Below are 13,314 nucleotides of genomic sequence, written 5' to 3'. Positions count from 1 at the left end.
GTTTATTTTTTACTCCGGTACACTCATTAATTTCTCTTTCATTTTGCGAATAAGAACGACAGCGCCAATTGTACACAGAAGTGTAATTCCTTCGGCAACGAAGATGTTGATTATTTTTGTTTGGTAAAGTGCCGCGAAAAAGTCTACAAATGCGTGGAATAGTATAGCGTATACTAGGAAGATGTATTTCTTCTGTTTTACTGCGTATAAAACAAGCATTGTAAAGGCGATTTGAAGCACGAGTGCCATAATTCTTTCTAAGCTACCAAGGAAGTATAAGTAGGCAGGTTGCTGAATTAACATGTCCTGTAAAATACTGAGCTCGGGTTTTTGTTCAATCAGTCGAGAGAAGCTACCATCGTTAATAGAATTAGCAAAAATTAATGCTTGTAATGCAGAAAAACCGCCAATTAAAATAGATTCAATTCCGCCGTGACCAATTCCATAAGCGAAGCCATCTTTATATTCTAGATATTTTTTTAGTAAGAAGAAGAAGGCAACGAAGCGTCCTAATTCTTCAAAAATACCAGCAGTCAATCCGCCATAAATTGCGAAGACAAACGGATTTTCTAAAAATGGAGCGATTGTTGGATTACCGCGCATAAATAGGTGGAATGGTGTTTCAAGAATTTGGGTGAATCCGATAAAGATAAGAACACCAACGCCGACTACTTTCCAATTAATATTATATTTTTTACGGAAATAAACGAGTACGATAATTGGGACCAGAATCGAGACAATGAGTTGAAAAATGATGCTGGCAATTACAGTATTTGAAACCATACTTTCACCGCTTTCTAATATATGTACATATCTATTATGCATGAAATAGGGGAGAGATGAAACTTTTAGAAAGAAAATGAATTTACTTATTGACTCTAACGTTGCGTCATACTTTATCGTATGTACTAAGGGGGAGATACAAATGACAATGAGAGTAAAAGAAGTAGCTGATTTAGTTGGAATTAGTGTGCGCACACTGCATCATTACGATGAAATTGGGTTGTTAACCCCAGACGAGACGACAGAGTCTGGATATCGTCTGTATTCCAATGAAAATTTAGAGACATTGCAGCAAATTTTGTTTTTTAAAGAGCTTGGCTTCCCTTTGAAGAAAATTAAAGAGATTATCATGAGTCCATCATTTGATCGCGAAGAGGCACTACAGCTTCATAAGAAGATGCTTCTTGAAAAGCGTGCCAGATTAGATAAGGTGATTGCGACGATTGATAAAACAATTCAGCATACAAAAGGAGAGATTGAAATGACGAATAAAGAGAAATTTGAAGGATTCGATTTCAGCCATAACCCATATGAAGAAGAAGCACGTGAAAAATGGGGAGATGCAGCTGTAGATAAAGCGAACGAATATGCAAAAGGTATGTCAAAAGAGAACCAAGAGGAGTTTAATGCTATTTATAGAAATTTAGCAACGCTTAGACACGATGCACCAGATTCTAAAGAGGCGCAGGCAGCTATCAAAGTATGGTACGATTACTTGCAAAACTTTAGTCACTATTCATTAGACGCTTTTAAGGGACTCGGTCAAATGTACGTCGCTGATGAGCGCTTTACGAAAAATATCGATAAGTTTGGCGAGGGGTTAGCGCAGTTTATGTGTGATGCGATGGAGATTTATGCGGATCGTAATAAAAAATAAAAAGTAAAACAGGTGGAGGTTCTCTCCACCTGTTTTACTTTTTAATCATATTATTTAAAGTCTGATCCCCCGTATTGTTCAAATGAGGATTTTTACTCATTTCACGTTTTAGCATATCGAGGCTTTGCGTATATTCTGTATCATTTAATGCGCCAGATTGAAGCCCTTGAATTTGAGAAATCAACTTTTGGTCTGTTGATACATATGCTTTATAATAGCGAGGGACGATGGACAAAGCGGTTTTATATACTTGATCTGCTACGAGTTTTGGATCCGTTGTGTTTGCACGGTATACAACAAATACTTCATCATCGGTAACGAGTGTAGCAGCGTTTGTAACGTCAGGAAGTTTGACTGTCATGCTTGTAATCATTTCAGCGACTTTCTCGCGATTAATGGCCCCTACTTGTTTGTTAGATACTTCATGCTTTTGTTTAGAAGAATAACCGACTCTTGTGAGTCTTGTATTTGTATTTTCCGTATGATACATGTCGTTTTTATTGGAAACAAGAACACGGCTTCCTTCTTCACGTTCCATTTCAGCTTTGTTCGCTGATTGGCAGCCTGCAAATAAGGAAAGAGTGAGAAGGGAAAGTAAAATTTGTTTTTTCACGATGTATCACCTCCTTCTCCATAGCATGTACTACTTTGCAATTTTTTGTATTTGAAATTGTTGGTTGTTATGCTTTGTGATACGATAAAAAGAAGAATGCTTAGAGAGGAAGTTAATGATGGAGCAAAAGCAAGAGCAAGAGCAAGAGCAAGAGATTCATGCTACGGTGAGCATTAATAATGTTCAGTACGAAGTAATTAAAAACTTTCGTGACGGTTTTAGTGAAGAAGCATTTAAAGAGCGCTATGCAGAAATTTTAAATAAATATGATTATATCGTTGGAGACTGGGGATATGAGCAACTTAGACTGCGAGGATTCTTTGATGATAGTAACCAACGTGCGACATATGATACGAAAATTAGTACGTTAACGGAGTATTTATACGAGTACTGTAACTTCGGTTGTGCACACTTCGTATTACGAAAAGTGAAGAAATAAAAAAATCCTCTTACAATTGTAAGAGGATTTTTTACATATTCTCGCTTATAAACAAATCGAGATATGATCGCCTTCAGAAAGTATTGCATTTGGTTTCATTTGTTGTCCATTTAATTGAATATCCCCATTTTTAATTTTATCCACAATGCGTGTACGGCTCCAGTCGGAAATATATGTGGATAAGGCTTTATCAATGCGGTGGGAACCGAAAACGATATCTAATACGATCGTGATTTCAGCTACGCCACTTTCTTTATGTTGCGTAATAGAAATAGTAGTACTTGTTTCTGTTTGATCTTGCTGAGTCATATCAATCGTTTCAACGTGATCAGTAAATGATTTATAAATACGCAGTTTTTGATTCCACGTATGATCTTTCGAACATTTATAAATGGCAAAGCGGTATATGTTTTTTCCATTGGCGTTATGCCTACGAATATTCGTATCAGTAAATAGGGTAGTACGTCCGCAATTTTTACAATATTTTTCGATTGTGTGTTGCTGATTTTCATATAAACTCCAAGAAAGTTGTACTTTCTGCATTTTCCTTCACCTCTTATAGTAGTGGCAAAGAAACGTAATACAGCTATTTGGATGTCTTGTAGTATGAAGACATGAGAAAAAGACAAAAATAAAAGGAGGTTCCCCAAAGAGGAACCTCCGTAAACATCATACTACAGATGCAATACGTTCCTTTGTAATGGGAATGGGCAGACTACTCCCTTGAAAAAGCGTGGTGCTTTTTTGAGAGTAATGCTATCCAATTGCTGGTCCATTACAAAGTAAATGTTGGCATACGTAGATAACGTCCTTTCTATCCAAATAGATTTATTCTTCATTATAACATATAATACTGAAAATTCGAAATAATGAAGGCGGAAAAACACCAGCTAAAATAGCTGGTGCATACGATAAATTATATAAGTTCAAATAAAAATGAGCGTAATTCTTCTGCAATTTCTTCAGTCATAGAAAATGCGTGCTCTAAGTAGCCTGGTTCGTTTAAATCGTCAGCACCGATAATTGCAAATTTATTACTTTGCATATCAAGTACAATTGTTTTACCGTAATGACGATCGGAGTATAAAAGCGCTAAATCGTGACGCTCATTTTCTCCCATAAAGCTAACGAAACGAGTTTTTGTAGCGACAGTGTCGTCGTACAGAAAGAAACGTTCTTCCATACACATGGCTCCTTTATTAAATATCTAAGTTTAAGTGTGGTTTATGATCTAAATGGTGATGTGTTTTAATGAATCGTACTGTTCTTGTTTTGTAACGCATTACGATAGAGTATGTTTCAGCTAAATCTCCGCCAAGGAATTTAACACCGTCTAATAACTCACCAGCAGATACACCAGTTGCTGAGAAGATTGCATCATCCCCAGATACTAAGTCATCTAACATAAGAAGTTGACGAGGGTCTTCTAATCCCATTTCACGACAACGAGCTTCTTCTTCTTCGTTCATTGGAACTAAGCGAGCTTGCATTTCACCTTCAAGGCACTTTAATGCTGCTGCAGAAATAACACCTTCTGGAGCTCCGCCAATACCTACGAATAAGTCGATACCCGTTCCAGGTAGTGCTGTTGCGATTGACGCACCAACATCACCGTCACCAAATAATTTTACGCGTGCACCTTTTGCACGAACACGGTCAATAATATCTTGATGACGTTCACGTTCTTGAACGATAACCGTTAGGTCACGAATCTTTTTATTGTTAGCTTCTGCTACAATTTCAATTGTTTTTTCAATTGGATCATCTAAGCTAATTTTACCAGCTGCTTTTGGACCAACCGCGATTTTTTCCATGTACATATCAGGAGCATGAAGAAGGTTCCCTTTGTCTGCGATTGCAATAACTGCCATTGCATTTGCAAGACCTTTTGCAACGATGTTTGTACCTTCTAATGGATCAACGGCGATGTCTACTTCCGGACCGTTACCTGTTCCTAGTTCTTCACCAATATACAACATCGGTGCTTCATCAAGTTCTCCCTCACCAATTACAACTGTACCTGCCATGTTTACTGAATCGAACATATCACGCATTGCTGTAGTTGCTGCATCATCTGCTTCATTTTTCTTTCCGCGGCCCATCCACTGTGCGGATGCTAAGGCTGCTGCTTCTGTTACACGGACAATTTCTAGTGCGAGTTCACGTTCCAAGATTCCATTCCTCCAATTTCAAAAATCATACAAATATAACTATAACAAATAACGGAGAAAAGGTGAATTCGAAAAATTGTCGATTTTTTCAGAAGAAAGCGTTACAATTAAAATGTAAATGCTTTAATTTCCAGGTAGGTGACATTCATGTATTTTGTAGACAGAAAGAAAATAGAACAAATGCTAGTATGTTTAGAACGAGCAACAAGTACATTTCAAGAGAAAAAGATATATGAAACCGAGTTTGAATTTTACGCATTAGAGCGCATAGCCCATCTTATTATTGATACTGTATTAGATGTAGGAAATGCGATGATCGATGGATTTATTATGCGCGATCCAGGAAGCTATGAAGATATTATTGATATTTTAATGGACGAGCGAGTGATAAGTGAAGAAGATGGACAAGGGATGAAAGAAATTATCCTTCTTCGAAAGATGCTTACGCAAGATTATATTCAAATGAATCATGACGAATTATATAAGACGATTCAAAAACATATTGCAGTGGTAGAAAAATACCCAGCAAATATTCGCAGTTATTTAGAAAAGGAATTAGGACCTGTATCTGCATTTGTACCAGAATAATTATGCTTATAAGATCCCCAGAGAATACCTTTTGGGGATCTTATATTGTATGTGAGAAAGAAAAGGGAGAAGGGTGAAGTATGGGGGAAGCACGTACTACGAAAGACGAGATTGTACAATTGTTGAAAGTAAAGGGAGAGCACACAGTAGCTGAACTAGCTGACGTTTTAGAGATTACAGAAATGGCAATCAGAAGACATTTAAGTAATCTTGAGAAAGACGGACTCATTTATTCTAAGATGGTAAGGCAACATGTCGGAAGACCAACTTATTTGTATGGATTAAGTGAAAAGGGAGAAGATACATTCCCGAAAGAGTATAAGCAATTTGCGATTGATATGCTAGAAGATTTAGCTCGAATGGGCGATGAAAAAATACTTCGTTACGTTTTAAAAGAGAGAACGAAGCGAATGGAAGAACAGTTGCAAAAGAGAGTAAGTAATCAAAAGAATTTAGCATATAAAGTGCAAGAGATAGCAGCTATGCAAGAGAAAAATGGTTATATGGTTCAAATAAAGAGAGATGGAGAGAACTCTTTCGTAATTGAAAAACAAAACTGTCCGTTAAAAGAAATTGCAGAGAGATTCCCGCAAGTATGTGAAGATGAAAAAGAGATGTATAAGCGTTTATTTACGAACGCAGATGTGAAAACGCTAGCAAACATGTGCGAGGGCGATTGTAGTTGTTCTTACCAAATAAAAGAGAAAAAATGAACGTTATGGGGCGCTTTAAGGTAAAGCGTTTTTTTCTTTGGAAAAAGCGGGTAATATAAGAGTGGTATGATAGGTGAGAACGTTAGCATAGAAGGAGAGACATAATGATGTATAAAGGTTACTTAATTGACTTAGACGGTACGATGTATCGCGGAGAAGAACAAATTGAAGAAGCGAGCGACTTCGTAAAAGCTTTAGGAGAGCGCGGCATTCCTTATTTATTCGTTACGAATAACTCAACGCGTAAACCAGAACAAGTGGCAGAAAAACTTGTTCGTTTCGATATTCCAGCGAAAGCAGAGCAAGTATTCACAACGAGTATGGCGACTGCGAACTTCATTTATGAACGTAAACAAGGTGCAACTGTATATATGATTGGTGAAGAAGGCTTACACGATGCACTTGTGGAAAAAGGATTTGAACTTGTGGATGAAAATCCTGATTTCGCTGTTGTTGGTTTAGATCGTGACATCACATATGAAAAGTTAGCAAAAGCGTGTCTTGCTGTGCGTAATGGCGCAACGTTTATTTCCACAAATGGGGACATTGCCATCCCAACTGAGCGCGGGTTATTACCAGGTAACGGTTCATTAACATCGGTTGTAGCAGTATCAACAGGTGTGGATCCAATCTTTATCGGAAAACCAGAATCAATCATTATGGAACAAGCTTTAAAAGTTCTTGGTATAGGAAAAGATGAAGCATTAATGGTTGGGGATAACTATGATACAGACATTTTAGCAGGAGTAAATGCTGGTATGCATACGCTTCTTGTCCACACTGGAGTCACAACTGTGGAGAAGTTAACAGAATACGAAGTTCAACCGACGCAAGTTGTGCATAACTTGACGGAGTGGATTGAGAAGATGTAATGAAAAAAGCTGTTCCAAACTTTGGAACAGCTTTTTTTATTTCGTTGTGACTAGTGTCGATTTTTGTCGGTAAGTCGATATATTTGAAAAATCGCCGATATAATCTGAGTTACGCCGATATATTAAAAAAAATCGCTGATATAATTTTATTAGAATGCACGATTCACAACGTCTTTTACTTCTTCAAGATATTGTTTACGCACATCATTATCCACAGAAGGGACACTTGTATAGAATGTATGCTCAAGTGTTTCAATACCTGTGAATTCAAAAATGCCAACATCCGCTGTTTTCTTCATTGCATCAAACATACCGCCTGCTGTGTATGCCTCTTTCGTATTACCCATTGTAGATAATAACAATCCTTTTTTACCGCTTAATAACTTTTCAATGCCGTTTTCACCGTAAGCATAAGCAAATCCATGGCTAAACACACGGTCAACGTATCCTTTTAAAATAGCAGGAAGTCCCGCCCACCAAACTGGATAAATAAATGTAATGCTATCAGCCCAAGAGATATGCTCTTGTTCTTCTTTAATATCTTCGGGTGTATTTCCTTGAGAAAATGAGATGAAATCGGAAGCGCCTAATACTGGATTGAAGTTTAATTCGTATAGATCGCGAACGCGTACTTCATGACCTTTTTCTTCTAATTCACGTTTTACCGTTTCTAAAATCGCATGGTTGAAGCTTTCTGTATTTGGGTGTGCATAAACGATTACATGTTTCATTGTTCTTCCTCCTATTTGTGGATATGTGAATAGCTATTTGTATATCTGTAACTATTATGGTTACTACTTTTATAGAAGTCAAGTAATACATATGTATGTATAAAAAGACGCTCGAAAATCGCCTTTTTATACCCCGCTCATACAAAGTACAAAGAAGACGAATAAAATGATAACAATACCAATGCCAAAGTTAAATACGAGAGTACTATCCATATATGTAGCCTCCTTGTTTGAAAGTAAAAAGCACTCTAGTTAAGAGTGCTTTTTTTATTTTGAATCTACTTTATAACTTTTAGAAAGTGATTCATGCGTGTAATGATTTACATTATTTTATGTATTTATACTTTGAAATGAGTAAGTCCTTGTTGGATATAGAAAAAAAGACACTCGTTCGAGTGTCTTTTAAGATGACAAAATGTGCCAATTGCTTGAGGTTGATAAGACGCTAATTTCCGTGTTAACGCCTTTTCTTTAATCAAGAAGTGTAGCAACAGCGATTCAAATAAATTGTACCATCTGTTTAATCGCGGTGCGTATGCAATTGTGCATATTATGATCATGAGGTAGGTAATGAACTGTGAATAATTTGAAGTGATTTATTTACGATTTCTTCTGCGGCATATATGCCGATTGCGTCTGTTTTTAAAATATGGGGTTGTAAGTTATCATGCATTGCCCCTAACTCACCATGAAGTGGTGCGAAGGCATGGTTCGCCTTTTCAAGCATGCATAAATCAAGTAAAGAATCCCCAGCTGTAATAATCGTATCTATTTGCAAAATTTCTTTTATATATTGCACGGCGTCCCATTTATTAATTGGTTTTGGTACAAAGTATAGCTTTCTACCTTGAAGTGAATGATTCCAGCCTTGTTTGTCTAACCAGGAAGTGAAGGATGATAATTCATCATAAGGAATGTTCTCCCGTTTAATAATGCAATAATGGAATAGATCATCAGCTGTTTTTTGTGATATAACCCAATCTTTATGAGCTATTTGTCCAAATTCCTTCAGTATGTCGTTTCTCTCTATACATTCAACCGATAGTCTTTCTTTTACTGTCCTGTTCCAAGTACCATCTTGTTTCCCGTTATGAAGGATATTGCCGCCGTTACTTGTAATGGCGTATTCGGGAATGATTTCGTTTTGGAATAAAGCAATACGCTGAAACTGCTCAATAGTTCTTGTTGTAACTGGGATGAAATGTGAGTGCAGTTGTAATTTTTTTAGTAGTGAAATGGTTTTATGTGATATGAAAGAAATTTCTTTTCCATCTAAAGTTTCAATGAGTTGAATTGATTCATCTTCTATAGGGGCACGAAACGATTTCCGGGAATAAATAAGCGTTTGATCAAGATCACTGGCGAAAATCATATTGTTTCCTTCCTAAGAGGCTTAATGAGCCCGCAACATGAATAAGCCATATTCTCATAGATTTCAATAGGGACATTCTTTTCTTTAGCGAGAAGTAAAATATGCTTTAAATCGGGATTGTTTTGCTTACGTATTAAAATTTTCCACGGTATTCTCCGGAGTAATACGCGAGTTGTTTCACCGACTCCTGGCTTAATTAAGTTAATATCGTCAATTTTAAAGTGATTTTGGATAGACTGTATATCTTTTAATCCTTGCCAAGAGGGATCAGTGTAAGTTGAAGTAATATAACGTAATTGATTATCTATATGAGAATGAACAGAAGGGAATAAATCTGTTACCTCATCAACGAAGAAATTTGATAAGTCTTCTTGCTCTAGCTCTTTATAATATTTAACACCATGAAAATCATTTGGACCGATATAGGTATCATTTAGTACAGTGCGGCTAATTAGTCCAGAGACAGTTGCATTTAAGCAAGCGCTAGGAATAAGAAAATCTTCACGTGTACCGTAAATTGAAGTACAGTAACCGGGATCAGCAAGCACAGCCATACAATGAGAAATGTGTGTATTATTTCGTTCGTTAAATGTGTGTACGGCATATTCTAATTCTTTTTTTATTGCACCTTTCCCAGTCCATCCATCAATGAATTGAATTGTTTCTTTAGGGTGATGTTCCAAAATATAATGGAGTGCATTTTCATCAATACCGCGTCCGCGAACAATAGAAATACAATAGTGAGGTACATCAAGGTTGTATTGATAGCGTATGTAGCGTTTAATAAGAATGCCAATAGGTGTACCAGCACGAGCTAATGAAACGAGGACAAGGTTAGTTCCTTTAGTCTGTATAATTTGTTCGGCGACAACTCCAACAGCGATGGCTAGTTTGTGTTTGTATTGTTGCAGGGAAGAAAAGAATAAATCCATATACGCTTTAGATGGTTTATATTCCATTGGTAACATTTCAGAATAATGTGTGCCAGCTTGAATTGCTTGTTCTCTAGTTTCTGTGGAACTTTCTTTCATTAAATTACTAATATCTTTTAATAGAAAAATAGCATCATTTGGATCATAACTACTAATATGAGAATTTACTTTTACCATAATTATCAACCTTCCTTTTCTATGCTATTTGAAAATGAGACGATATGAATAAAAGGAATAACTGTTTGTAACTGCTGTAGAAGAGGAAACAGGGCTTCTTCTCCTAAATCACGCTCAATAAAAACAAATACTTCATCGTAATCATGAGGTGAAATATTATAAAAGTAATTTGTAATAGTAGAATCTTCAGGACTTGGATATGAGAAATGATTATGAATGGCATAGTTCACATCATTTGAAACAGGATGGATAGGGCTTCTTGTTGTAGATTGATATAAAATATTTTCACCCATTTCAGCAGCAATTTTCATTGGGATATACATAAATTCACCCGTTCCGAGACAGAGTGTTCGTTTTCCCATTCTTTCTCTTTTTAAAGCTTTTCCTGCTTCTTGAGCGAAAGAATGAATGTGCTTTTGTTCATATGCTGAAATGCCGAATCGCCCGGTATATTTTATATAATTTAATGTATAGGGTGATGTTGGGCAGATAAGGGTATGCTTTTTGAAATCAGGTTTTGTTTCTTCAATTTGAATATCTGTTTTTGAAATATTCAATGGTTGGCCAGTTGTATGAATACTGCCTTCTAATAAAGAAATAACATGAATCTTAATTTGAAGTTCTTCTTCTAATTGTTTAAATTGTTTTCTATTAGTATGAGAACGCCAGTCTAATAAAGAAGCAATTATATATTCTTCTCGTGGGAATTTATTTTGAATAGATCTAATAATATTTAATGCTGTTTTTCCTGTTGTCATCTCATCATCTACGAGAACAATTGGATTGTTGTTTTGAAAAAAGCTTTCATCTACATAACAACGGTGCGATGTTGCATGAGAATGTTCTTCCTCAAATGTAATGACAGATTCTAGGTGGGGTATCGATTCCCTAGTTGTATGTACATACTTTGCATTTTGAAAGCATTGAAACATAGAATGACCAAGTGATGTCGCTGTTTCAGCGAATCCGATGAACAAAACTTCTTCTTGCAGAGGATATTGATAACGAAATACTTCCTCTGGGATTTCATCAATTTCTAATGAAATGAGATTTAAAATTTCTTTTTGAAATGGATGAGAAATATTATGTAGTATTTCCATATATCTTGCAGCGAGAGCAACTCCACTTGATAGAGAGACTGCAGGTTTAATAGGAAGATGCTTTCCAAGGATTGTACTCACAAATAAAAAACTACGTTTCTTATTTATTCTCGCAGCCATTTGAAAAAGATTGTCTAGCGCTAAATTATATGGATTATCACGTACTTCTACATGAACTTGTATATTATTTAAAACGTTATACGTGTTGCTTTGCTTTTGCAATAAGGAGATCGGTGAATTGTTTGTTTTCATGTAGCACCCCGTAAATATTAGATTTTAAAATGGTTTTGCGAGCCCAGCCATAATGAGGTTTTACTTCATTCATTTTGTTAGAAAAACTGCTTTTTAGCACTCCATTATACGTATCTGCATTTTGTAAAATTAATCTTGCATCTAAATAATCTTCCATTGTGACAATGTGCATTGCCTGTACAACTTTAATATGAGATGGGTGAATAACTGTCTTTCCGATTAAGCCATTTGCATGGTCAAGTGATACCTCTTGAATAAGCCCTTCTTCATGATCATTAGAAAAATATTCCCATACACATCCTGAAATAATATATTCATTTGTTGCCCTTGAGAAAACGTTAATAATGTCTGAAATACAATCACGGACAACAGTAATATGATAGATAGGTGTGTATTTATTGCGCCGAATACTAAATATACTTGAAAAATCAGTAGCACCAATACGTACATTTAAGATGTAATCGTGATAAGAATCTAGTAAATCCTTTATTTGTAATAATGATTCTGCCCGTGTTTCCTTATACATAATTTCGGGTGATTCTAAAATCGGCATGCCATATAGCGATAATGAGTATAACTCGTTTATATATGCAAGCTGATCGATATAAGTCTTTCCGTTAATCGGTGTGAATTTTGGAAAGACAAAACCACATAAACAATGAACAGCACTACCTAATTCAGTAACAATTGTCTTCATTTGACTTGGTTGTCGAACTCTAATAAAAAGAAGTGGGATGTCTGCTTGATTTAGTATGTTGGCACTGACTAAGTTAGCGATTTGCTGTATTTGAACGACGATGTTTTGCTCTGCAAGTTTTACTTCCTCATCGCTGATAGCATCCTCTAGACAAAGAATAATTGAGATAGCATCCACATGTTTCCTTCTAATTATATCTTCCGCAATCGTTTCTTTCGTGCCAGGAGTATATAGTGTAGCGCCTAGTGCGTAAGCTAGTTGTTCTTTTTCTATATTTTTTGAAAAACTAAGAGGTTCTTTATAGAAAAAATTTTGCCGCTCTTCTGAGGAGAGATAAGAAAAGTAATTCAAATTGTCACCACCTTATTTATAATGATTCTGTTTAATCGTAACATAATAAGAAAAATCTTCCATTAAAATAAAGCGATAAATTAAAAAAACATATTGAGAAAGATGAATTATAAGATGAATATCGAATATTGTTAATAGAAATATAATAGGGGGAAAGAGAAAGTGGATATACATAAGTTAACAGAGGAAGAAGCAAATGAGATAAATATGTGGGCGTACGAGGAACCATATAATTTATATAGTTTTTCAGGCGAGAAAGAAGTAATAAAAGAATTATTAGATGGAACTTATTATGGCTGTTGTGATGATCAAGGAGAGTTCATCGGCTATTTTTGTTTTGGAGAAAATGCACAAGTACCAGGTGGCAGAGATGCTAATTTATATGGTGGAGAAGAAGCGATTGATATCGGACTTGGTATGAAGCCGGCGTTAACTGGGAAAGGAATGGGGAAAGAATTTTTCCAAGCTGGAATAGCGTTTGCCACGAAAGAGTTTAACGCAAACATGTTTCGATTAAGTGTAGCAACATTTAATACAAGAGCGATTACGTTATATAAAAATATCGGATTTAAGCAAGGGCTTATTTTTTTGAGCCGCGGAAGAGAATTTATGCTTATGGAATACGAAAGACCGTCAGCATGAAACT

16 protein-coding genes are annotated in these 13,314 nt (G+C 35.9%); 6 read left to right on the top strand and 10 right to left on the bottom strand.

Going from position 1 to position 13,314, the window contains the following annotated elements; all coding sequences use genetic code 11:
* Window positions 1-9 precede the first annotated feature (9 nt).
* On the bottom strand, window positions 10-825 hold the full coding sequence (locus MHH27_RS25810) for a YhfC family intramembrane metalloprotease (protein WP_141541727.1): 816 nt from the start codon (window positions 823-825) through the stop codon (window positions 10-12).
* Between the two features lie 100 nt (window positions 826-925).
* Here MHH27_RS25810 and MHH27_RS25805 point away from each other — a divergent pair, with 100 nt between their 5' ends.
* Window positions 926-1,660 (top strand): MerR family transcriptional regulator, encoded by a 735-nt coding sequence (locus MHH27_RS25805; RefSeq protein ID WP_000178777.1) that lies wholly within the window; start codon window positions 926-928, stop codon window positions 1,658-1,660.
* A gap of 34 nt (window positions 1,661-1,694) precedes the next feature.
* On the opposite strand, the gene MHH27_RS25800 is transcribed toward MHH27_RS25805, so the two are convergent.
* Window positions 1,695-2,273, bottom strand: a complete 579-nt coding sequence (locus tag MHH27_RS25800; protein WP_000744131.1) for a YhcN/YlaJ family sporulation lipoprotein — start codon at window positions 2,271-2,273, stop codon at window positions 1,695-1,697.
* A gap of 118 nt (window positions 2,274-2,391) precedes the next feature.
* Between MHH27_RS25800 and MHH27_RS25795 the strand changes: the two genes are divergently transcribed.
* Window positions 2,392-2,712 (top strand): YutD family protein, encoded by a 321-nt coding sequence (locus tag MHH27_RS25795; protein ID WP_445688533.1) that lies wholly within the window; start codon window positions 2,392-2,394, stop codon window positions 2,710-2,712.
* Window positions 2,713-2,757: 45 nt separating this feature from the next.
* On the opposite strand, the gene MHH27_RS25790 is transcribed toward MHH27_RS25795, so the two are convergent.
* The 3 genes from MHH27_RS25790 to glpX form a co-directional block, all read right to left on the bottom strand.
* Window positions 2,758-3,255 (bottom strand): hypothetical protein, encoded by a 498-nt coding sequence (locus MHH27_RS25790; RefSeq protein ID WP_001174588.1) that lies wholly within the window; start codon window positions 3,253-3,255, stop codon window positions 2,758-2,760.
* Window positions 3,256-3,628: 373 nt separating this feature from the next.
* Window positions 3,629-3,895 carry a DUF3055 domain-containing protein gene (locus tag MHH27_RS25785; protein ID WP_000392611.1) on the bottom strand — a complete coding sequence of 89 codons (267 nt, stop codon included), beginning with the start codon at window positions 3,893-3,895 and terminating at the stop codon, window positions 3,629-3,631.
* 16 nt (window positions 3,896-3,911) lie between these two features.
* Complete coding sequence (glpX, locus tag MHH27_RS25780; RefSeq protein ID WP_000439090.1) at window positions 3,912-4,883, bottom strand: class II fructose-bisphosphatase; 972 nt, start codon at window positions 4,881-4,883, stop codon at window positions 3,912-3,914.
* Between the two features lie 147 nt (window positions 4,884-5,030).
* Here glpX and MHH27_RS25775 point away from each other — a divergent pair, with 147 nt between their 5' ends.
* The 3 genes from MHH27_RS25775 to MHH27_RS25765 all read left to right on the top strand — a co-directional run bounded on the left by MHH27_RS25775 (window position 5,031) and on the right by MHH27_RS25765 (window position 7,056).
* Window positions 5,031-5,471, top strand: a complete 441-nt coding sequence (locus MHH27_RS25775) for a DUF86 domain-containing protein (protein WP_000274010.1) — start codon at window positions 5,031-5,033, stop codon at window positions 5,469-5,471.
* Between the two features lie 80 nt (window positions 5,472-5,551).
* The gene (locus MHH27_RS25770; protein WP_000503347.1) at window positions 5,552-6,184 is read left to right on the top strand and encodes a helix-turn-helix transcriptional regulator; all 633 of its coding nucleotides are present in this window, start codon (window positions 5,552-5,554) and stop codon (window positions 6,182-6,184) included.
* Between the two features lie 107 nt (window positions 6,185-6,291).
* On the top strand, window positions 6,292-7,056 hold the full coding sequence (locus MHH27_RS25765) for a TIGR01457 family HAD-type hydrolase (protein WP_340944880.1): 765 nt from the start codon (window positions 6,292-6,294) through the stop codon (window positions 7,054-7,056).
* 149 nt (window positions 7,057-7,205) lie between these two features.
* On the opposite strand, the gene MHH27_RS25760 is transcribed toward MHH27_RS25765, so the two are convergent.
* The 5 genes from MHH27_RS25760 to MHH27_RS25740 form a co-directional block, all read right to left on the bottom strand.
* Entirely contained in the window at window positions 7,206-7,787 is a 582-nt protein-coding gene (locus MHH27_RS25760; RefSeq protein WP_000683411.1) for an NAD(P)H-dependent oxidoreductase, read from the bottom strand.
* Window positions 7,788-8,343: 556 nt separating this feature from the next.
* On the bottom strand, window positions 8,344-9,159 hold the full coding sequence (locus tag MHH27_RS25755; RefSeq protein ID WP_000575380.1) for an HAD family hydrolase: 816 nt from the start codon (window positions 9,157-9,159) through the stop codon (window positions 8,344-8,346).
* Window positions 9,156-10,268 (bottom strand): cysteine protease StiP family protein, encoded by a 1,113-nt coding sequence (locus tag MHH27_RS25750; protein WP_161114357.1) that lies wholly within the window; start codon window positions 10,266-10,268, stop codon window positions 9,156-9,158. Before MHH27_RS25750 ends, MHH27_RS25755 begins: the two co-directional genes overlap by 4 nt.
* A gap of 5 nt (window positions 10,269-10,273) precedes the next feature.
* Window positions 10,274-11,620: a phosphoribosyltransferase family protein gene (locus MHH27_RS25745; RefSeq protein WP_061660697.1), complete on the bottom strand. Its 1,347-nt coding sequence runs from the start codon at window positions 11,618-11,620 to the stop codon at window positions 10,274-10,276.
* Entirely contained in the window at window positions 11,565-12,668 is a 1,104-nt protein-coding gene (locus tag MHH27_RS25740; protein ID WP_061660696.1) for an HpcH/HpaI aldolase/citrate lyase family protein, read from the bottom strand. Before MHH27_RS25740 ends, MHH27_RS25745 begins: the two co-directional genes overlap by 56 nt.
* 162 nt (window positions 12,669-12,830) lie before the next feature.
* Here MHH27_RS25740 and MHH27_RS25735 point away from each other — a divergent pair, with 162 nt between their 5' ends.
* On the top strand, window positions 12,831-13,310 hold the full coding sequence (locus tag MHH27_RS25735) for a GNAT family N-acetyltransferase (protein ID WP_061660695.1): 480 nt from the start codon (window positions 12,831-12,833) through the stop codon (window positions 13,308-13,310).
* Window positions 13,311-13,314 lie beyond the last annotated feature (4 nt).

The organism is Bacillus sp. FSL L8-0152 (assembly GCF_038006365.1).
Taxonomy (GTDB): Bacteria; Bacillota; Bacilli; order Bacillales; family Bacillaceae_G; genus Bacillus_A; species Bacillus_A cereus.
The sequence above is the reverse complement of the archived record's forward strand: the minus strand, read 5'-3'. Positions and strand labels throughout refer to the sequence as shown.